Raw genomic sequence first — 21,532 nt, 5'->3', positions numbered from 1 at the left:
CACCGGCGTGGGCGCTCTCGGTCGCGGCCGAAGCGAGCGGCAGGGAGGCGAGGCCGTGAGTAATCGTAGCGAGCGAGTCAACGGCAGAGCGTCCCTGGCCACGACCGAGCCGAGCGGGCAGCGAGGGCAGTCGTGACCGAGCGCAGCGAGCGAGAGATCGGCACGCCGAACATCGGCGAGGCGCAGTCGTGAGCCGTAGCAATGACGGCCTGCCCATGCTGCCGCCGTGGCTGTCGGAGAGCGACGTCAGCCAGAGCGGCTACGAAGCGCCGGTACAGAACCTTCCGCACGACGACCTCATCGAGGACTCCCCCAGCCGCAGGCGCGGCCGTCTGCGCAACCGCGCGCCCGAGGCGGAACGCCCGGATGCCGCACGGCCGGAGAAGCGCCGTAAGGGCTGGCGCCGCGACAAGCACGAGGGGAATGCCGAGGAGGAGCAGCGGCAGGGCGACGCGAGTCGCGCGCCCGCGCCGGTTCCGGAGGAGCCCGCACCGGCTCGTGCCCCGCACGAGTCGTGGCAGCAGCCGCAAGAGTCGTGGAAACAGCCACAGGAGTCCCGGCAACAGCCGCAAGATTCTCGGCAGCAGCCGCAAGATTCTCTGCAGCAGCCACAGGAGTCCCGGCAACAGCCTCCGCAAGAGTCCCTCCGGCAACAGGCATACGAGGCCTGGCAGCAGCCGCAAGAGTCTCGGCAACAGCCATACGAGGCCTGGCAGCAACCGCACGAGTCGTGGCAGCAGTCGCAAGAGTCTCGGCAACAGCCACAGGAGTCCCGGCAACAGCCGCAAGAGTCTTGGCCCCACCCACAGGAGTCCCAGCAGCCGCAGGAGTCCTGGCAGCAGCCGGGCTACGACCGCACTCCACCGGCGCAGGACAATTCGTGGCAAGCGCCGCCGGAGCGCACCGGCGTTCCGCAGCACAGCCTGCCCACGCGCAATCCGTCGCAGCCCTCACCCGGTTTCCAGCCGCTGGGGAGCAGGTCCGCGAACCCGCCCGCGCCGAACGAACAGCAGGCGCACCGGTCGGAGCTCCCGCCGCCGCCCCGGCAATCAGCCGACGAGCGGCCCGCTCCGCCCGGGAACGACGAGCATGCCCCGCCATCGCACGGCCAGAGCTCGCCGGGCCAGGCCGTCGGCGGCCGACCTCCGCTCGGGCCGCAGCACGGTGGATGGCCGTCCACCGGCAACCCTCGCCTCGATGCCGCCCTGTCGGCCGTGGCTCCGAGCCTGTGGCCGAACTCGGCTCCGCCCAATCGGACCATCCCTCCGATCGGCCCGAGCCCGACCGGAAACGAGGCGACTCAGCGCGGCGAGCCTCGCGAGACCCCACCCGCCGGTCCGAACCAGAGCTGGCCTACCTCGACATCGACCGGCCGCGAACCGGCCGCGCAACCGCCCCAAGCCGGATATCCCGCCGCGCCTCCGTCCGCTCCGGACCAGGCGGCGTGGCAGGACGGACACTCCTCGACACCGACCAGCACACAACCCGCACCGCAGCAGCCCATCGACCCGGCGACGTCGCCTCCCGACCGAAGCACGGCCGACCACACGGCGCGGCAGAACGCTCAGGCACCGACCGGCGTGCCATCCGCTCCACCGTCGGCAGGCCCGACCAGCGGCGGGACCTCGGCCGTAACCGGCCCGGAGGACGCGTCGCGGCAGGGCGGACACCCGTCGGCCCCGATCGCCACGCCAGTATCCAGCGCGTGGCAGGCCCCCGACCCGCTGAGCGAAAATGCGCAGTCACCGCACGGCGAGCAATCCGGGCCGTCAGCGGACGAGCACGCAGGCGCTCCGACAGCGGCACGTTCCGCTGAGGATCCCGTTTCCGGGAGAGCGGACGCTGTTCGGCAGGCCGAGAGCCGAGAAGCGACGCCGACCGGCGCCGACACCGGCACGTCATCCACCGGCGCAAGCCCGGCCGAACCGCACAGCGCGAACACCACTGCCGGGGTGAACCGGAGCGCGGCAGCGGCTCAGGCCCTGACAACGTCGGCAGGTGCGGGATCCGAGCATGGCTCCACGCCGAGCACCGGCGACATCACGCCGTCGAGCGATGCCCACCGGACACCGCCCATTACCGAGCATCCGGCGCAAGCCCCGCAGACCGCCGCACCCGCTCCCACGGCGGTGATTCCCGATGGTCCGCCGCCGTGGCTCGCGGCTCCTCGGCCCGAGCAGGCCGCCGCGCCCGCGACCGACGCGCCGCGCCGACTCCCACCGCTGCCCGACCCGCCCGCGCCGCACAACAGTGCATCCGGTACCGCGCCGGAGGCCCCCGTGCAGCCCGACTCGGCGGAGTCGGTCGATGCGACTCGCGCACAAAGGGACTCGAGCGCACCGGCGTCGAACCGCGCTGGCGCGACCGACATCGGCCCGGTGGCGGCGCGACCTGTCGCCGGTGGCGGACGCCACCGGCTGTCCGCGGAGCCGAACGAACCTTCGGCGTCCCAGCCGCCGGTCGGACAGGCGCCGAACTCCGACCAGCAGCCTGCACCTCAGCCCCGTCCGGACGCGGCTTACGACGCGGGCGCGCCACAGCCGCACCCCTACGCCTCGAGCGGCGTACCCGCCGGTCACCCGACGCAGTCCGCGGGCGATCAGGCAGCGGGCAGCGCACCGCAGGTCCCCGTCGACCAGTGGCGCAATGCTGCCGCGCCCGAATCCGGCCCGGCATCACCGCATTCCGTGCCGCCGCACCAAGCCACTGGTCACCCCGCCCCGCAGTGGGGCACGCCTCCCGGCTACCCACAGCCGCCCGCCCGGCAGCAGGGCGCCCCGTTCCAGCAGCCTTCACTCGACGACGTGCCGCTGCGCCGGGCCAAGAAAGCTCCGGGAACCGGGTGGCGCAAGGCCGTGCACCACGTGTCCGGCGGCGCGATCAACCCCGGTATGTCCGCCGAGGAACGCAGGTTGCAGGAACTGGTCGCGCGGATCAGGCAGCCCGTCCGCGGCGACTACCGGATCGCGGTGCTGTCGCTCAAGGGCGGTGTCGGAAAGACCACCACCACAATGGGTCTCGGCTCCACCTTCGCCTCGATCCGGGGCGACCGGGTGATCGCCGTCGACGCCAATCCTGACTTCGGCACGCTCTCGCAGCGGGTGCCCCTGCAGACCAGGTCCACCGTGCGCGACCTGCTCCTCGATTCGACCATCCAGCGCTATTCGGATGTGCGCAGGCACACCTCGCAGGCGACGAGCCGCCTGGAAGTGCTCGCCAGCGAACGTGATCCGGCCGCGTCGGAGGCGTTCAGCGAAGAGGAGTACCGCGCGGTCGCCCGAATCCTGCAGCGGTTCTACAACATCATCCTCACCGACTGCGGTACCGGGCTCATGCATTCGGCCATGTCCGGTGTGCTCGACCTGGCGCACTCGCTGGTACTGATCTCCTCCCCCGCGATCGACGGAGCCCGCAGTGCCGCAGCCACATTGGACTGGTTGTCGCTGCACGGCCACGACCATTTGGTGCGCAACGCGGTGGTGGTGATCAACTCCCCGCGGGCCGGATCGCCGAACGTCGGTATCCAGCAGCTACGGGAGTACTTCCTGTCCCGGTGCCGCGCCGTGCACATCATCCCGTTCGACGCGCACATGTCCGAGGGTGCCGAAATCGATTTGCACCGCTTGCACAAGCAGACCAAACGGGCCTATGTCGAGCTGGCCGCGACCGTCGCGGACGACTTCGCCACCGATCATCGTCGTTACCACCCGTGACACCCGCCGGGCGGTGGCCCGGCGGGGCGAAGGGCGAACGGATCAGCCGCTCACCACTCGGGCAGACGCCGCCTGCCCGCCATGACGTCGCGCACCAGATCGTCATAGGCGTCCGCGAGTTCGGCGAGATGATGCCACGCGTTGTGCAGCAAATCGTCGTGCGCGTTCAGAGTCATCAACGCGTGGTGTGCGCGCACCGACGACTCGGCGAGGCGATCGATCACCGCACCCACCGTTTCGGTGTGCAGAGTGGCGCCGAGCCGATGCTGCGGCACACTTCGCATCACCCAGTCGTCGATGGCCATCACCAATTCGACTCTGCGACGCTCGATTTCGCGAACCACCGCCACGGAGGTGTCCACCGAACCACCGCGGCCGACCAGGCGGCGCTCATGTAGCACTGCCAGATCACGAGCGAACCACAAGAGCGGACCACCGACCACGCGGTGTCCGCGACACGCCCGAACCAATAGGTCGGACGTGGGAAGCAATCCCGGTGCCGAAGAGCGCACCGAAGGATCGACACACCTAGGTGTGCCAGGGAGGGCCATTACGACCGTTGTATCCGAACCTGCCACGTTGCCTCGCCGTCATCGCCGCACAACACCGGATCAGGACTTCATTACAATAAACCTCTGAAGGCACCTGTCAAGCGTTAACGGGCCGTAGGGAGTCACGGAGAGTACACTTCGTTACCTGCATGACCAACCGAGGAGCAAGATGGCGGACGGTCCGACGTATCACCGGATCGCAGACCTCCTCCGCGAGGAGATCCGCGCAGCCAAGTGGAAACCGGGCGATCGACTGCCCAGTCACTCGGAGCTTGCCGATCAAATGCAGGTCTCGATTACCACGGCCCGCAACGCGATCCAGGTGCTGGTGACCGAAAATCTCGTCTATACAGCTACTTCCCGCGGAACGATCGTTCGAAACCAGGAAATCCTGGAATCCGTTGTCACCGATTCCATCCGCCCCGACCGGCCGCAGACCCCGCACGACATCTTCGAGGAGATCGCGCGGGCCGCGCACCGGGAGCCGTCGAAGGAGTTCAGCGCGAAGATGGAGCCCGCCAGCCCCGAAGTCGCGTCTTGGTTGGGGATACCGCCGGATTCGTGGGTGCTGGCCAGGACGGTGGTCCAGTATCTCGACCATGAGCCGTGGTCGTGGGAGGTCAGCTTCTATCCCCGTGATCTGGCGGAGGCCACCGGAATCGACTCGCCGCACGATATTCCGGAGGGCACCACCCGCCGCCTCGCCGACCGGGGCCATGCCGAGACCGCGCACCGCGACACGCTCGTCGCCCGGCCTGCCACCGCGGAGGAAGCCTTGGTGCTCGGCGTCGCCACCGGCACCATCCTGCTCGACCACCTGCGCATCGGCGCCAACCACGAGCGCGTCACCCGTGCCACGCGGCAACGTTCGCTCGCCTCCGGCAATCGGCTCGCCTACGAGCTCGGCGACGCCGAAGGCACCGCAGTCATCCGGACCACGCTTGCCGATTCGCACGGGACCGGCCGGGCCTAGCCCATGACGATCGCGCTGCGCCAGGCGACATGGGGCGATCTCGGCATGATCTGCCGCCTGCGCGTACAGCGCACGGCGTGGCTCACCGCGCGCGGCTCCGACCAGTGGACGGTCGCCGGACGCGGCCTGCCCATCGAGATCTTCGCTCGCGCCGTGGGACGGTCGCTGGACGCGGGCGAGACCTGGATCGCCGAGGTCGCGGGCGAACCGGCGGGAACGATCACGGTCAACGACCGCGCCGACGCCGGTCTGTGGTCGGCGTGGGAACTCGACGACGCGGTGATCGCCCATTACATGATCGTGGATCTGCGTTTCGCGGGCCGCCGCGTGGGCCATCACCTGCTGGCGCACGCGGGACTGCTCGCCCGCTCGCAGGGCCGCGCCTGGGTCCGGCTCGACGCGTGGACCACCAATACCCACCTGCACGCCTACTACCGTTCGGCGGGATTCCGTTTGGTGCGCATCGCGGGCCCGCTCGCGCTGGGACCGTCGCGCGCGCTGTTCGAGCGAAGAGCCGATAGCTGGGATCCCGCACTTCCCGTGCCGGTCCCCGCTGTCGGGCGAGTGGCCGCGCCTGCGCTTTTGCGCCCACCGCCGCCGAACAACTGATCCCACGCGGCGACAACTGAACGATCCGCGCTGTCCGGGGCTGCCCGCCGCGCGCGACGGGCACGGTGTAACCGAATATCGCAGGACGCCTTGTGCGCGATCGTGCCGCGCACTCACGAGCCGCTCCGCGCACGCCGGAATATCCGGCGCACGACGGCGAACCGATCAGATGGGCGGCAAGTGCGCGATGTGCACCATCTCGATACCCCTGCTGCGCGAGACCAGTGTTCCACGGCCGGGCGGCAGCTTGCTCGGCCGCACGTCGCCGATCAGCTTGCCCTCGTCGCGCGACCCGCTCATGATCAGCGTCTCCACCGAAAGGTTCTTCATGGTGCCCAGAATCGGGTCGTACAGCGCGCGGGACACACCGCCGCTGCGGCGGGTTACCACGAAATGCATGCCGATATCCCGCGCCTGGGGCAGGTATTCCAACAGCGGCGCGAACGGATTCATGCCGGTACCGGCCGCCACCATGTCGTAGTCGTCGACCACGATGTAGATCTCCGGGCCGCTCCACCAACTGCGTTCGCGCAGTTGCTGCGGTGTGATGTCCGAGCCGGGAATCCGCTTGGCGAGATACCCGGCCACCTCTTGGATCATCGGACCGCAGGTCTGCGACGACGTCGAGTATCCGGCCAGGTGGTCGCCCTCGACCACGCCGAGCATGGTCCGGCGGTAGTCCACCATGATGATCCGGGCCTGCTCGGTGGTCGACTGTTCCACCACGCCCATCACGATGTTGCGCAACAGGGTGGTCTTGCCGCATTCCACGTCCGCGAAGGCCATGAAGTGCGGTTCTACGCCGAAATCCAGCACCAGCGGCTGCAATTCGGACTCGCCGCGACCGACGACCACCCGAGTGGGGCTGAGCTCGACGCCTTCCGCCTTCGCCGAGGCCATCAGCTCGTCCCTGCCGAAGCGCAGCGGCAGCATGCGCACTTCGGGCGCGCGGCGGTTCGGGTACTGCTGTTCGAGTCCGGCCCGCGCCTGCGCGACACCGTCGGCCAGGCTGCCCTGGTCGGAGTCGGAGTCCAGGCGCGGCAGGGCGATCAGCATGTGCAGCTGGTCCGCGGTCAGACCGCGCCCCGGGCGTCCGACCGGAACCTGGTGCGCGGTGCGCCTGCCCATCTCCGAGTCGGACGGATCGCCGAGCCGCAGCTCGACGCGGGTGCCGATCTGGTCCTTGACCACCGGGCGGATCTCGGCCCAGCGCGCGGCGCCGATCATCAGGTGGATGCCGAACGACAAGCCCTGCGCCGCGATGGCGTTGATCTGCGGCTCCAGCAGGTCGAACTCTTCGCGGATCGCGGCCCAGCCGTCGATCACCAGGAACACGTCGCCGAACTTGTCGTCGGCCAAGGGGTCGGCGGGACCGGCTGTGCCATCCGGAACGCGACGGCCCTCGCCGAACTTGCGGCGCCGGAACTCGGCCATCGATTCGATGCCCAGCGCGGCGAACCGCTCCTCGCGCTGACGCATCAGCGTGGTGAGCTCGGCGACGGTGCGGCGCACCCGATCGCCGTCGAGGCGACCGGCCACCGAGCCCACGTGCGGCACGCCGGACAAGCCCGCCATGCTGCCGCCGCCGAAGTCGAGGCAGTAGAACTGCGCCTGTTCGGGAGTGTGCGTGGCCGCGGTCGCCATGATGATGGTGCGCAGGGTCGTCGACTTGCCCGACTGCGGGCCGCCGACGACCGCGACATTGCCCTGGGCGCCAGCCAGATTGATGGTGAGCACATCGCGGCGCTGCTCGTAGGGCTTGTCGATGACGCCGATCGGCATCCACAGTTGGCCGTGCCGGTTGACCGGCGAACGCCAGTCCGGGTCCGGCAGCAGCATGTCCACCGTCGGGGATTCGTCCAGCGGCGGCAACCACACCTCGTGCGCCGGTCGGCCGTGCCCGGTGAGCCGCTTGACGACCACGTCGAGCAACGTGTCCGGGATGCCCTCGTCGGCGCCGGGCACGGCCCCAGCGGCCGACGGTGGCGGCGGCAGCTCCAGCAGCGGGTTCGACGGCGCGACCGGTTCCGCTTCGGTCTCCGCATCGATCGGGTCGGGTATCTCCACCGGCACGGCGGTGAACAACGCGGGCCGCCTGCCCGCGACCGGGCTGCCGTCCTCGCCGGTCACCGCGCCCTGCGGCGCGACGTACGGACCGGACACGTAACTGGCGTTGAACCGCAACGGATCCGACGCGTCGCTCTTCAGATATCCCGATCCGGGCACGCTCGGCAGATGATAGGCGTCGGTGATGCCGAGCACCGCACGCGACTCGTTCGCCGAGAACGTGCGCAGGCCGATGCGATAGGACAGATGCGATTCCAGTCCGCGCAGCTTGTTCTCCTCCAGGCGCTGCGACGCCAGCAGCAGGTGCACGTGCAGCGACCGGCCGAGGCGGCCGATCATCACGAACAGCTCCGCGAAATCCGGCTTCTGCGAGAGCAGTTCGGAGAACTCGTCGACCACGATGAACAGCGCGGGCAGCGGATCGAGCGGCACTCCCGCGGCGCGCGCCTTCTCGTAGTCGGTGACGTTGGCGTAGTTGCCCGCCGAACGCAGCAGCTCCTGGCGGCGGTTCATCTCGCCCGCGAGCGCGTCCTTCATGCGATCGACCAGCGAGAGTTCCTCTTCCAGGTTGGTGATCACGGCGGCGACGTGCGGCAGCGAGTCGAGGCCGAGGAAGGTCGCGCCGCCCTTGAAGTCGACGAGCACCAGGTTCAGCGCGTCCGGCGAATGCGTGGTGACCAGCGAGAGCACCAGAGTGCGCAGGAATTCCGACTTTCCGGAGCCGGTGGCGCCGATGCACAGGCCGTGCGGGCCCATGCCGTTCTCGGCCGACTCCTTGATGTCGATCTCCACCGGAGTGCCGTCGGGGGTGATGCCGATCGGCACCCGCAGCCGTTCCCTGCCGGTGCGCGGACGCCACACTCGCGCCGGATCGATCTGGGCCGCGTCCGGGATCTTCAGTAGCGCCATCAGTCCCGGATCGGCCGTGGTTCCCTCACCGAGACTCACGATCTGCGCGGCCGTCGCGAGCCGGTACCTGGCCAGCGCGCGAGCGAAGGACTCGGACTCCGCCGTGCTCACCTCGTCGGCGGTGGCGAACTTCTCCACGCCGGCCGCACTGCGCGCGGCCACCTCGCCGTCGCCGACGACCAGTTGCAGTCCGCGCCGCGCCGCGAGCCCGCCTTCCGGCGCGGTGAGGTCGAGCACCGTCACCGAATCCAGGCCCGATTCGCTGACCAGCCGTTCGCTGCCGCTGACGTAGCCGTCGTCGATGACGACGACCAGATGTAGTCGCCCCTGGGTCGGCTGTGGGTTGCGCATGAACCGGCCGCGCTCGAGCAGCTCGGCCGCAAGCGCCGTTTCCAGTTCACCGAGCGAGTGGTACATCATCCGGGTCGAGCCCATGCCGTCGCGCTGGGTCGGATGCTGCAGTTGCGGTAGCCATTTCGCCCAGGACCAGGCCGGGCCGTCCGGGTCCGAGCAGACGATCGCGATGGCGAGATGGTCGGGTCCGTGGAATGCGGCCAGCTCCATCAGCATCGCCCGCGCCAGCATGCGCGCGTCCTCGACCGGGCCGCCGATGTTGATCGCGGGGAACGCGCGCAGCGACACGGCGGTCGGCAGGCGGTGCACCACCGAATGGGTGCGCACGAATCGGCGCAGGGCCACGGTGGACACCGGTTCCAGATCCTCCAACGGCCCTGTCTCGGGGCGCGCCAGTTTGGTGGCCAGCCGGTGGCTGCCGACCCCGACGCGCACGTGTCCGAAGTCCGGGTCGTTGGGCCTGCGCTCCCACATTCGCCTCGTCCCGATCAGGGACGGCAGGTCGGCGGGTTCGGGGTGACTCCACCGGAGCGTCTCCAGCTGCTTGCCGCCGGTGCGGCGCACCTCCTTGCGGACCTGGTCCAGATAGCGGAAGTAGTCCTTGCGCTCCTCGTTGAGTTCCACCGCGCGCTTGGGGCCGCCGCCACGGAAGCCCGCCATCATGCCGACCATCGACATGAGCATCATCATCGGGAACATCATCATGAACGGATTGGCCAGCAGGTTGCGGCCCATCATCGCCATCATGGCGATCATGCCGACCACCGCGACCACCATGACGACCGGCATCAGCTTCATCATCAGCGGCGCGGGCAGGGCGCGCGCGATCTCCGGCGGAGCGGTCAGCGCCACCTCACCACCGGGCGCCCGGGGCGGCGCGATACGGGGGCGGCGCACAAAGCCTTCGGTAGCCATGATTCCTTCGTTCGGTCGGTGGCGAGCGGTCGAGCTGCGCCCGCGCTACGGATCGAATTCCGCGTTCAGGTCCTGCCTGGTCCGCCGGAACGGAAACGCCACGGCCACACCGATGGCGAGGCAGGCCAGGGCGACGATGGAGCCGATCACCGCGATCCGGCGCGGCCGCGGGTCGGGGCCCGGCGGCATCACCGGCGCGGCGACGGCTCGTGCGGCGTCGGCGCCCGCGCTCACGGGTTTCTCCGGCAGCTGCGCGGTGAGCGCGGCGAGCGGATCGATCAGGCCGTGGCCGATCCGGTCGTCGCGGCCGGTGCCCGGTCCGTGTGCGGTGCGGATGATGCGGTCCATCACCTGCTGCGCGCTGAGTTCCGGAAAGCGGGCCCGCACCAGCGCGGCCAGCCCGGCCACGTAGGGGGCCGCGAAGCTGGTGCCCTCCACGGCCCGGATTCCATCGGTGGTCTGGACGCCGTCGACCAGGCCGGTGGCGCCCGGTTTGCTGTCCAGCGACACGATATTGCGGCCGATCGCGGCGACGCCCACCCATGGGCCGTGCAGCGACAGCTCCGACACCTGGCCCGTCGAGTCCACCGAGCCCACCGAGAGCACGTAGGGCGTGAACCAGGCCGGACTCGCGACCGTGGCCACCGAACTCCAGCCGGAACCCTCGTTCTGTTTCGAGCAGGCGCCGTCGGGCTGCAGATTGCCCGCGGCCGCGACCACGACGACATTGCGGTCGTAGGCGTACTTCACCGCCGCGCCGAGCGAGGCGTCGGCGGTGTCCGAACCGGCTGCGGTGCAAGCTACTTCGGAGATGTTGATGACGGTGGCGCCGAGATCGACGGCGCGGACCACGGCCGCCGCCAGGGTGAGCACGCTGCCGTAGCCGTCGCTGCTGATCTTGCCCGGCGGATCGCCACGGCCGCCGCGGTCCTTCGGCTCGTAGGCCAGGCTCAGCTGCCGGATGGTGAGCAGGTCCGCGTCGGGCGCGACGCCTGCGAAGGCGTCGCCGGGGCTGGGCTGGGCCGCGATGATTCCGGCGACCAGGGTGCCGTGGCCGTCGCAATCGACTGTGCCGTCGCTGTCGGAGACGAAGTCACCGCCAGGTTGCAAAGACCGTAACCGCGGGTGCGGATTCACCCCGGTATCGATGACGGCCACCTTCTGCCCTGCGCCGCGGCTGAACTGCCACGCCGACGGCAGATCCAGCACGCGCTGGGCCATCGGAGGCTCGCCCGGCGGCGCGCCGGTGAGCAGGGGTTCGGCGCAGACGGCGCGCTGTTCGGTCGGCTCCAACGGCGCGGGCCGCGCGCTCAAACCTTGTGCGGCGCCGAGGGCGCCGGGGTCGATGCCGGGTGGGGCGATCGCCTGGGCACTCGGCCACGGCACGCCGATTCCGGCGCCGGCAACCGTTGCCGCGCAGGCCATCCGCATGACGATCCGGCGGAAGGCGCTGCCGGTCATATGTTCCGGGCCATCGAGTAGATGTTCATCACCCACAGCACGAGCGGAATCACCGCCACGATCAGCAAGTACTCGAAGATCTCGATCATCCGCCGGGTCACCGGGGTGACCTCGATGTGCGGACCGATCACCCCGAACCCGACCACGCCCGCGGCGAACGCGAGCAGGATGCCTGCCGCGAGCAAGGTGTAGTCCGAATCCCCGACGGCGAATCCGACGGCCAGGGCCACGACAGTCAGGCACCCACCGCCGATCATCGTCGCGGCTTGGGTGAGATCGGCGAACGAGCGGCCGCGCAGCGCGAGGATGATCGCGGTCACGACCGCCAGCGTGATGCCCTGCCAGCGTCCGGAACCCAGCGGATCGGCCACGCCGAACGCGCCGACGACCGCGCTCGCGGTGCACGCCGCGACCAGGCCGGACTGGAACCGGTTGGCCGTTCGTGCCCGTACCCCTAGTCCCGCGGCCGAGGGCAGTGCGCTGGCGCCGATGGCGCCGATGCCCTCGATGGTCGGTCGCGGCTCGTGGTCGGCCGGGTCGATCGCGCCGCCCGCGGTGGGAACCGGCGGAATCGGCAGCCGCGCGAGCACGGCCGCCAGCCGCGGCACCGCCGAGATGATCACGATGCCCGCCACCAGCAGACCGGCCGACAATTTCGGCAGGCCCGGATGCCAGATCAGGTGGATCGCCGCGGCGACGCCCGCGATCACGGCGAGCGCGGCGGCGCAGGAGAACAGCGTCGCGCCGGTGCCGGTTATCCGGTAGCCCAGCAGCGCCGCGATCAGCAGCACCGAACTGCCCAGCAGCAGATGGGGACTGCCGAGCGTGCCCGGCACCAGCAGCGCGGCGCCGCCGAAGAGCAGTAGCAGTCCGTCCAGGGACAACCAGGTCGCGGTCGCCGTGTCGGCGTATCTGTGCGCGGCGATACCCGCTGTGACGAAACCCGCTGTGCCACAGCCGAGCAGCGCGAGAGCGGGTGCGACCGGATCGCCGTGCCCGCGCGAGATCACCAGCACGACCAGCGTGATCAGCACGCTGAGCGCCGACACGACCAGGCCCATCCAGCGCGCGGCTGCCCCGGACCAGCTCAGGAATTCCTCGGCGGTCAGCCGTGATACCGCGTCGATGACGTCATCGAACAGCGCGGGCGCTTCCTTCGCGGCCACCGACCGCAGCACCAGCAACTCACCGTCGTAGACCTCGGCCTCGGTGAGCGTGCGGCTCGGCGCGATCGCCTCCCGGCCGAGCCGGGCCAGGGTCCAGTGCCGCGCGTCCAGCGGCGCCGACTCCTCCTCGGCCTCGGTCCGCTCCGGGTTACGCGATTCGATGAGCGCCACCAGATCACCGATGAATGTGGCGATCGGCACGGTGGCCGGCAATCCGACATCGACCTGAGTGTTCCCACCGATGACCGAAACACGACTCAATACGGGTTCGGTGGCACGTATACCGCTCGCCGACTCGATCAACGGCAACCTTCCCCAGCCCTCATCCGGAACAATGATTCACGCATCGACAGCATTTGCTGGAACCCGTCCCGAGTGCCCGACTTCACCACATCGAGCACTCGCACACATAGCCGACTCTTGCGTTGCGACCTCCCGGCAGCTGAACCTAATGTAACGGACGAACCGGGCCACGCGCGATCGGTAGTCTGGTATCCAGATGAACGTCTCTACTACGAGAAACGAAGATTTCGGGGTTCGACAGCAATGACCGGCAACCGTCAAGCACAACGCGCATTCGATGCCGGAATCCTGTCGCTCGGATTGTCCATCGAGGGGCAAGAATCCGCACGTGATCTCGACTACGCGAAACTGGCTTTTCAACGCGCCACGGAGTGGGATCCCACGATGTGCGACGCGTGGCTCGGCCGCGCCGCCGCGGGCGAGCTGACCAAGGACGTTCTGTTCAATCTGCACAAGACCAGCGCGAGCACGCTCTACCGCGAGCAGCGCAGGCTCGGATTGCGTCCACGCGAACTCGCGGGCCGCTTCCTGCCCGGTCTGTACATCGACTACCCGCTGGCCAACCACACCGAGGTCACGCTGGCCTGGGCGGCACAGCTGATCGCCGACAAGGAGTACGACGAGGCCGAGCGGGTGCTCGACGAACTCGACACGTTCCGCGGTGGACAGCTGAGCAACCCCGAAGGCGAGATCGACAGCCGCATCTGCGCGTATGTCCGTGGCGTGCTGCACTACAACACCCAGCGCTGGCCCGACGTGATGGCGGTGCTCGCCGGTTCGGCGGACTGGGAGGATCCGTACCTGGCGGCGGGCGCGCACGTGATGGTCGGCACCGCGTGCGCCCAGCTCGGCTTGTTCGGCGAGGCGATCCGGCGGATGCAGCAGGCCGAGGCGGGCCCGATCCCGGCGGCGCGGTCGACCGCGATGTTCTGCCGCGGCTTGTGCCTGCGGGAATCGGGCAACGAGGAGGAAGCCCAAGCCCTGTTCGAGAAGGTGTACTCGCAGGCACCGGATTTCGAGGCGAACGCGGCCGCGATGCGTGACCGCACCTACCGGATCACCGTCACCAGCCGCGAGGTGATCGATGCGCGCACCGACAAGTGGGACCCGGCGTCCTCGCCGTCGATGGAGCAGATGGAACAGGCCGAGAGCCAGGACCGGGCGAAGAAGATCCTGGTCGAGGCCAGAGCCGAACTGGACTCGCAGATCGGCTTGGCCTCGGTGAAAACCCAGGTGGCGAAGCTCCAGTCGTCGGCGCAACTGGCGAAGATCCGGGCCGAGAAGGGCTTGGCGAGTCAGCCGCGCGGCCAGCACCTGGCCTTCACCGGGCCGCCCGGCACCGGTAAGACGACCATCGCGCGGGTGGTCGCGAAGATCTACTGCGGCGTCGGCCTGTTGAAGACCGACAAGGTGGTCGAAGCCAAGCGCGTCGACTTCGTCAGCCAGAACCTGGGCGGCACCGCGATCAAGACCGAGAAGCTGATCGACACCGCCATGGACGGCGTGCTGTTCATCGACGAGGCGTACACGCTGATCCAGACCGGTCTGCAAGGCGGCGACGCGTTCGGCGGGGAAGCGGTGGACACGCTGCTGGCGCGCATGGAGAACGACCGTGATCGCCTCGTGGTGATCATCGCGGGCTACGACGGCGAGATCGACCGGCTGCTCACCGCCAACGACGGCCTGGCCTCGCGCTTTTCGAAGCGGTTGCAGTTCCCGTCCTACACGGCGGACGAACTGGGGCAGATCGGCCAGGTGATCGCCAGGAAACGCGATTCGGACCTGTCCGAAGAAGCGCTCGAGCAGCTGGTCCGGGCCTGCGAGCGCCTGTACGCGATGCAGAGCACCGACCAGAGCGGTCAGCCGCGCCGCGGCGTCGACCTCGCTGGCAACGGTCGGTTCGTCCGCAACGTGATCGAAGCGGCCGAGGAAGAGCGCGAATTCCGGCTGGCCAACGACGAATCGCTGGACCTGACCGACATCGATGAGGCGGTGCTGCGCCGCATCGAGGCGTCGGACATGGAGCTGGCCTTGTCCAGCCTGCTCACCTCGCTGAACGTCGGCTGGACGGACTGAGTCCGGTCGGGCGGCCCGGCGAGCGCTATTTCGTGGGCAGCGAATCGTGGCTGACCAGCGCTTCTCGCGCCGACAGCGTGGGCCCGGGGACCATCTGACCGACGATCGCCCATGGCGCGAGGCGCGGGGCGCCGCCCAGTCCGAGCACGTTCGCGGTGGCCGCGTCCGGAATGCCGTAGCGCACGCCGGTATCGGCGATGTAGAACAGGCTGTCGCGGCGCGGGCTACCCGGCTCCATGCCGGTCACCTGCACGAACTCTCCTGAACCCGGCGGGATGTAGGCCGCGTCGACCCGGTCGCCCGCGCCGTCGGAGGTGGACACCTCGACGGGTTTCGCGGACTCCGCGATCGGCAAACGGGTGCCGACCAGCAGGCTGACCGCCGCGCGCTCGCCGGGGCCGTCGCCCGTGTTGTCCTGGCCCTGCCCTGGAGCGGCGCCCGGCGACTTCGCCCAGGCCACGCAGGCGACGGGCGCGTCCTCGGCGGGCAGAATCCTCGGGGCACGCACCGGGAAGTCGTCGACCGGCAGTTGCCGGACCACCGGAACCCGTTCCAGCACATCGGGAGGCATGGTCGCGATCTCCCGCATGCCGTGCGAATCGGCGTACCTGATCACCTGCGCGGTGAACGGCGACACCGGCTGCAAACCGTCGGCGAGCACGACGTACAGCGCGGCACCGCCGTCCGGCCCCACGCCGGACACCGAGATGACGCCGCCGACCGGGATCTCCGACAGCGGGCCCGGCCCCCGCTCCCCCGCCCGGGGGATCTGCGGCGGAGCCAGCGCGGGAACCTGCGTCGTCGCGCCGAGCAACCCGGTGCCGACCGGACGGGGCCGCTGGGGGCGCAGGTCCAATGCCCTCGCCATCACCGAATTGGCGGGGTCCACCTCGGCGCGTTTGCCGTCGTAGACCAGGTAGGTCTTGTTGTCGCGCCGGACGAGCAGCGCCTCGTCGTGATTCGAGGTCCGGATGCGGTCCGCGAGCGCGGGGTGGCCTGCGATCACCGTCGTCGTGCCACCCGATGATGCGGCGGCGCTACCGCCTTCGGACAACGGAATGGTCTCGCACAGCGACCACTCCGAATTCTTGCCCTGCGTGGAACCGGGCAGCGCGCTCGGCGCGCCGGGAATGCCGAGCAGCGGCCCGCGCGGCAGATCGCCGAGCTTGTCGTCCTTCACCGCGTGCGGCTCGGCGTCGGCGCCGGTGATCAACCGCGCGGACGCGAGATTCAGCACCGGGTGCAGGGTCTTGTTGCCGTCCTGGCCCTGTACCACCACGTACAGCGCGCCGCTCTGCTTCCCGGAGACGATCACGGCGTCGCCGATCGCGCCCTGCGGACGCAGGAAGGCCAGGATCGCGGCGCCCGCCACCACGAGCACGCCGAGCACCGCGCCGACGAACAGCGAGCGGATCTGCGAACGCATCGGATCGTGCAACATGCGCACGTCGCGACGGACCAGCGCGTGATCGAGCCTGCGCAACAGGAATCGGTATCCATTGACCTGAGCGCGGGTGGTCAGCTGTGCAGGCACATGGTCTCCATCGAGCTATCGATCACCATTCTCTTCGACACGGTACCGTAATTCACCGACGGCCCTGAACCGATGGAATCCGAAGCCGATCAACGGCGGCCGTACCGAGGCGAAGCAGGGACAAACAACTGTGTACGAAACGATGAACGGCGAGGCAACCGATAGTGAAATAACGGATGCGCCTGCGCCGAGAAATCAACGCCGATCGGACTATGACACACTGCGCGATCCGGAATTCTGGTTGTTTCGCATTTTTCCCTTGCGCGTGACAGTTCCCGTCTCGATATCGGCCGCCGCGGTCGCGTGGATCGTTCTCGCCGTCAGCCATTCGATCTGGGGTGCGATCGCCGCGGGCGCGGTGGTCGCGCTGGCCGGTCTCGCGCCGCTGCGCGGACACACGCCCGCCGAACGCCTCGGTAGCGCGATCGCCCGCAGACGTCCCGGACTGCGCCCGGCCGAACGCCTCACACAGGCTCCCGCCCTCGACGTTCCGCTCGCCGAGGGCGGCGGTTACGGCGTGCGCTGGGACGGCGATCTGCTGCTCACCATGCTCCGGATCGATCCGCCGCCGGACACGCTGACGCTGCTGGACCGTGGTTCGCTCAGCACCGACCAACTGCTCCCGCTCGCCGAGATCGCCCGCTGCCTCGATCAATTCGATCTGACCCTGGCCGGCATCGACGTGGTGAGCACGGGCGCGCGCACGGCGGGCACCGGCGTGGCCGCGCAACTCTACGACCGCATCCTCGGCCCCCTGCCCGCCATCGCGCACCGCACTTGCTGGCTGGTCCTGCGGATGGATCCGCTGGCCAACGCCGAGGCGGTCGACAATCGCGGCGGCGGTGGCAGCGGCGCGCTGCGCACCGCGATCATCGCCACCCGCCGGGTCGCCAACCGGCTCGCCGCACACGACATCGCCGCGTCCGTGCTGACCGCCACCGAGATGAACACAGCCGTGCGCCAGCTCACCCACGGCTTCGACGTCGACCAACTCGCCGAGTCCCCGAAAACGTTGGAGTACCGAGGCCGTTACCTCACCCAGTACCAGATCGCGGCCGACATGATCGGCCCACGCGGACTGGCCGACATCTGGGCGGTGCCCAGCTTGTCCACCACGGTGACGTTGCGCTTGCGGCCGGGAGCGGGCCGCCACGATCGGCGCACCGATTTCGCCGACACCGTTGTGCTCAACGCCGTCGTCCGCTTCGACACCGTCGCACCGCCCGAGCAACCACCCCTGCCAGGGTTGCGCGAGCTGATCGGCAACCAGCTGCGAATCCTGTTGGACACCTTGCCCATCGGTTACGCAGGCCGTTGGGGCAGCGACATCGCCTATCGCGGCACGCTGGCCGCGCTCACCGAGTTCGCGGTGCCGACGGCGGGCTGCGGCCAGCTCATCGGCGCCGACGAGCGCGGGCAGGGCATCGCGGTGCCGTTGATCGGCGAGGGCACCAGGCACCTGGAGGTGATCGGCAACCTGGATCTCGCTCAGCAGGTGATCCTGCGCGCCACCGCGCTCGGCGCGCATGCCATCGTGCACACCGCCAGGCCCGAGGCGTGGCACACCATGGTGGCGAATCTCGGTGCACCGCATGTGCTCTCGATCGCTCCGCGGGCCGCGGGCGCCAGCTACCATCCCCCCGCTCCCCCGCCGCCTCCCGCCGCTCCCTATCCGAGCACGACGGTGCTGGTGTTCGACGGAATTCCGCCGATCGCACACGCGGGCGGCGCGACGATCGTGCACGTGCGGCGGCCGGACGATACCGGCAGGTCGGTCGACGCGGACGTCACGCTCATCCAGGATCCGGACGCGCCCAATCGGATCACGGTGCGCACCGCCGCGCGCAGCGCGACCGTGCTGATGGTCACCACACCGGACGAGATGCACTACATCGGCGAGTCGCTCGCGGCCCGCTGACCGCACACGAAACGGCCGGCTGGAACCCTTACCGTTCCAGCCGGCCGCTGTTCGTCGCTACCCGCGATCAGAAGGCGGCGAAACCGTCGCCGACCTTGCCGTCGGCCTCGATGGCGCGGTTCAGCGCATTCTCCACCTTGACGCCCAGGTTGTCCAGCTTCTGGAGGGTGTCCTCCAGCTCGCCGGTCAGATCCTTGTGCGCCTTGGTGAAGTTCGCGACCGCCTGCTCACCCTGCAGGTTCTGCTGGAACGCGGCTGCGGCGCCGTTGAGTTCGTCGATCTGCGCCTTCATGTTGGAACCGTACTGGTTCAGGTCACTGACCATCTCGGTGATGGCCGGGGAGTTGTACTTGATGGTCATGGTTGTCTCCTTCTGCTGAGAGGTTGGTGATCCGGCTGGACGGCATCACCGTCCAGCGGTCACGCCAGACCGGCCTGGTCGGAGCCGACGATGGTGTTCTTGCCGGAGGTCACGGCCTGCGAGAGCCGGTCCAGCTTGCCGTTGAGCGCGGTGACCTCGTCGTGCCAGTCGTGGGCCGCGGTGTTGAACTCGCGGTGGGCGTCGCCCTGCCAGCCGCGCGCGACGGCCTGCACCGACTCGTCGATCTGGTTGATCGAGGTGCGCAGCGTCGAGATCGAGTCCTCCATGCGGCTGACGACGCTGTCGATGCCGCCTGCCTCGACACCGTAGGTGTTCCCCGAGCCGTCGCCGAGAGATGTGTAAGCCATTTCGTTGATCCTTTCGTCAGAACTTGTATGGGTGCGGAGATCCGGACGATCTCACCGAGCAGCTACTGAGGCAGCCACCTCCCCCCGGGCAGCCCTTCCAGCAACGTGGCGACCGCCTGAGTCACCCGGTGGTCGGTGCCCGTCGTGACCGTCGACCAGAGCTGCTGATCCGGCGCGACCATCGGGGCGACGACGATGCGGCCGCGGCCGGTGTCGTACACCACCACCGCGCCGGGCGCCCGGCTGGTCAGCCCGTCTCGATGGGCGTAGGCCACGATCTCGGCGTAGGCGCGGCAGGAGCCGAAGGCGAGGCCGAGCACGGCGGCGTCGCGCTCGCCGACGCCAAGGGCGTACACCGCGTCGGCGTAATCGCCGGAGCCCTCGGCCGCGTCCATCCGGTCGGCCAATTCGCTCGCGAGCGCACTGAATCCGGCGATCCGCGCGGGTTCGCACGAGCCGAGCGCGGCCAGCAGTGGACGAGTCAGTGCGGCGTCCGAGCCGTCGGCCCAGATCGACGTCACCTCGAAGCTGTCGCCCGAGCGGACGGCGAGCGCGTGCTGTTCGCCCCGGCGCGCCAGGCAGAAGCGGCGAGCGCCGTCCTCGGTGTAGACGCGGGCGACGAGTTCGCGGTCCGGCTGCGCCAGGACGAACAGCGCACCGGCGAGGTCGGATTCGACTTCGCCCTCGGCGTCGAGCAGGCCGTCACCGATCAGGCCGGACAGCGCACGCTCCCGCGCGGCGCGATACTCCTCGATCGAATCCTGTTGCGGCCCGACCGAAAGCACCAACGGCAAGGTTTGCACACCGAGCCGCTCGGCGACGACGAGCAGCGCGTCGTTCGTCAGCGACGTCACGGCGCACCTCCCGTCTCGGCACCGGTCTCGCTCGGCGCGACGGCGTGCGTCGCTGGTTCGGCGCCGCCGAGCACCGCGGGCGCGGCTTGGATGCCACCCTCGAAGCCGATCTGATCGCTCGTCTCCGTGGGAAGGCCGGCGCGCGGGAATCGTGCCGCGTCTTGTGCGGGCCCGGCTTGCCCCAGCGCACCGGGAACGAGCGGAGCGGGCTGCCCACCCGCGTTCACCGTGGCCGGGGTGGCGCGCGGGACGACCTCGGCCGTGGCGGCCGACTGCGCGTACACCGGCGCCTGGTACGCGGTGGGCACCCGCGGCATCGCCGGGATGGGCGCCGTCCCGATCGGCATCGCACCGATCGGCGCCGCACCGCGCGGCATCCTGGCCGAATTCGCGGCCTCGGCCGATCCCGCGGCCTGTTCGGCGGCCAGCGCCTGCTCCGACGCCACGACGGGCGGTTCCTGGTGCTGCCACGGCAAGGCCAGTGGCTCGGTGGCCATCTCGTAGTTCCGCATGACCCGCGAGGCCATCGCCTTCGCCGCGTCCTGCTCGGCGTCGGTGTCCGCCGCGATCGCGCGGATCGGCGTACCGAGCATCCCGGTCATCGACTCCAGCATCCGTTGGACCTGCTGAAGGGTTTCCAAATCGGCGGTGTTCGGCATCGCCAGCCGGGCGATCTCGTACGCGGCGACCTGGGCCTGGAACCGCGTGGCGTTGGCCGCCGCCGCGGCGGCGGCGTCGGACAGCCAGTCCCGCAGAGTCGTGATCTGTCGCAGCACTTCGTCGCTGCGTCCCGACTGCCAGGCCCCGCGCACGTCCGCGAGAACCTTCTCGTACTCGACCACAGCGGCGCCGAACGACGCGGCGAGGCGCGACCACGCGGCGACGGCCTCGGCCATCGGCACGGCGCCCGGCCCCGTGGTGAGGTCGCGCGCGAGCCGCTCGGGCGGGCGCGCGGTCCACACCACGCCGGTGAAACCTGGCTGCGGTGGTTCGATCATTGCCGCGGAAGACCTTTCGGTTGCTCGACGACGGTCAGGCCGACCGGCCGCCCGTGGTGTCGAAATCGGCCGTGTTGGCCGATTCCATGCCGTCGAACTGGTTCGAGTGCAGCCGCAACGTGGCCGCCAGCTTGCGCAGTTCGTGCACGCTGGCCTGTGCGCCGGCCAGGTACGACGACGCCACGTCGTTCGCGGTCCGCGCGGCCCGGCCGGACACCTCGTCGGCGCCGGCGGGGACGACGGTCAGCGCTTCCTCCGCGGAGCGCAGATCCGACGCCAACCGGTCGGCCAGCGCGTCCAGCCCGGACGACGCCTTGGCCGCCGTGACCGAGTCGAATCGCACGCTGTCGTACACCTGACCCCGCCCGTCACTCATAAGACCCTCCTGTGTACTGCTCGGCA

At 69.7% G+C, this 21,532-nt stretch carries 15 protein-coding genes; 5 read left to right on the top strand and 10 right to left on the bottom strand.

Going from position 1 to position 21,532, the window contains the following annotated elements; all coding sequences use genetic code 11:
- Positions 1 to 188: 188 nt before the first annotated feature.
- Positions 189 to 3,713 (top strand): AAA family ATPase, encoded by a 3,525-nt coding sequence (locus ACFV2O_RS13360; RefSeq protein ID WP_379252005.1) that lies wholly within the window; start codon positions 189 to 191, stop codon positions 3,711 to 3,713.
- 50 nt (positions 3,714 to 3,763) lie between these two features.
- Here ACFV2O_RS13360 and ACFV2O_RS13355 read toward each other — a convergent pair whose 3' ends face one another.
- Complete coding sequence (locus ACFV2O_RS13355) at positions 3,764 to 4,075, bottom strand: DUF4254 domain-containing protein (protein ID WP_355076200.1); 312 nt, start codon at positions 4,073 to 4,075, stop codon at positions 3,764 to 3,766.
- A gap of 358 nt (positions 4,076 to 4,433) precedes the next feature.
- On the opposite strand from ACFV2O_RS13355, the gene ACFV2O_RS13350 reads away from it, so the two are divergent.
- The gene (locus tag ACFV2O_RS13350) at positions 4,434 to 5,237 is read left to right on the top strand and encodes a GntR family transcriptional regulator (protein ID WP_355076198.1); all 804 of its coding nucleotides are present in this window, start codon (positions 4,434 to 4,436) and stop codon (positions 5,235 to 5,237) included.
- Positions 5,238 to 5,240: 3 nt separating this feature from the next.
- Positions 5,241 to 5,846: a GNAT family N-acetyltransferase gene (locus tag ACFV2O_RS13345; RefSeq protein WP_379252004.1), complete on the top strand. Its 606-nt coding sequence runs from the start codon at positions 5,241 to 5,243 to the stop codon at positions 5,844 to 5,846.
- A 165-nt stretch (positions 5,847 to 6,011) separates the two neighbouring features.
- On the opposite strand, the gene eccCa is transcribed toward ACFV2O_RS13345, so the two are convergent.
- From eccCa to eccD, 3 genes are read right to left on the bottom strand one after another with little or no spacing between them, the layout of a single operon-like run.
- Positions 6,012 to 10,091: a type VII secretion protein EccCa gene (gene eccCa, locus ACFV2O_RS13340; RefSeq protein ID WP_379252003.1), complete on the bottom strand. Its 4,080-nt coding sequence runs from the start codon at positions 10,089 to 10,091 to the stop codon at positions 6,012 to 6,014.
- A gap of 45 nt (positions 10,092 to 10,136) precedes the next feature.
- Complete coding sequence (gene mycP, locus ACFV2O_RS13335; RefSeq protein ID WP_379252176.1) at positions 10,137 to 11,516, bottom strand: type VII secretion-associated serine protease mycosin; 1,380 nt, start codon at positions 11,514 to 11,516, stop codon at positions 10,137 to 10,139.
- A 32-nt stretch (positions 11,517 to 11,548) separates the two neighbouring features.
- Positions 11,549 to 12,979, bottom strand: coding sequence for a type VII secretion integral membrane protein EccD (eccD, locus tag ACFV2O_RS13330; RefSeq protein ID WP_379252002.1), 1,431 nt, complete (start codon positions 12,977 to 12,979; stop codon positions 11,549 to 11,551).
- A 285-nt stretch (positions 12,980 to 13,264) separates the two neighbouring features.
- Between eccD and eccA the strand changes: the two genes are divergently transcribed.
- Complete coding sequence (eccA, locus tag ACFV2O_RS13325; protein ID WP_379252001.1) at positions 13,265 to 15,097, top strand: type VII secretion AAA-ATPase EccA; 1,833 nt, start codon at positions 13,265 to 13,267, stop codon at positions 15,095 to 15,097.
- Positions 15,098 to 15,122: 25 nt separating this feature from the next.
- On the opposite strand, the gene eccB is transcribed toward eccA, so the two are convergent.
- Complete coding sequence (gene eccB / locus ACFV2O_RS13320; RefSeq protein WP_379252000.1) at positions 15,123 to 16,631, bottom strand: type VII secretion protein EccB; 1,509 nt, start codon at positions 16,629 to 16,631, stop codon at positions 15,123 to 15,125.
- Between the two features lie 265 nt (positions 16,632 to 16,896).
- Between eccB and eccE the strand changes: the two genes are divergently transcribed.
- Entirely contained in the window at positions 16,897 to 18,549 is a 1,653-nt protein-coding gene (gene eccE / locus ACFV2O_RS13315) for a type VII secretion protein EccE (RefSeq protein ID WP_379251999.1), read from the top strand.
- Positions 18,550 to 18,616: 67 nt separating this feature from the next.
- On the opposite strand, the gene ACFV2O_RS13310 is transcribed toward eccE, so the two are convergent.
- The 5 genes from ACFV2O_RS13310 to ACFV2O_RS13290 form a co-directional block, all read right to left on the bottom strand.
- Positions 18,617 to 18,910, bottom strand: a complete 294-nt coding sequence (locus ACFV2O_RS13310; RefSeq protein WP_356964767.1) for a type VII secretion protein EsxR — start codon at positions 18,908 to 18,910, stop codon at positions 18,617 to 18,619.
- A gap of 59 nt (positions 18,911 to 18,969) precedes the next feature.
- The gene (locus tag ACFV2O_RS13305; protein ID WP_355076182.1) at positions 18,970 to 19,278 is read right to left on the bottom strand and encodes a WXG100 family type VII secretion target; all 309 of its coding nucleotides are present in this window, start codon (positions 19,276 to 19,278) and stop codon (positions 18,970 to 18,972) included.
- Positions 19,279 to 19,340: 62 nt separating this feature from the next.
- The gene (locus ACFV2O_RS13300; RefSeq protein ID WP_379251998.1) at positions 19,341 to 20,132 is read right to left on the bottom strand and encodes an ESX secretion-associated protein EspG; all 792 of its coding nucleotides are present in this window, start codon (positions 20,130 to 20,132) and stop codon (positions 19,341 to 19,343) included.
- Positions 20,129 to 21,130: a PPE domain-containing protein gene (locus tag ACFV2O_RS13295; protein WP_379251997.1), complete on the bottom strand. Its 1,002-nt coding sequence runs from the start codon at positions 21,128 to 21,130 to the stop codon at positions 20,129 to 20,131. Before ACFV2O_RS13295 ends, ACFV2O_RS13300 begins: the two co-directional genes overlap by 4 nt.
- Before the next feature lie 34 nt (positions 21,131 to 21,164).
- On the bottom strand, positions 21,165 to 21,506 hold the full coding sequence (locus tag ACFV2O_RS13290) for a PE family protein (protein ID WP_379251996.1): 342 nt from the start codon (positions 21,504 to 21,506) through the stop codon (positions 21,165 to 21,167).
- Positions 21,507 to 21,532 lie beyond the last annotated feature (26 nt).

Source organism: Nocardia sp. NPDC059691, assembly GCF_042733915.1.
Lineage (GTDB): Bacteria > Actinomycetota > Actinomycetes > Mycobacteriales > Mycobacteriaceae > Nocardia > Nocardia sichangensis.
Note: the sequence above shows the minus strand (reverse complement) of the source record. Positions and strands in the feature narration are given on the sequence as shown.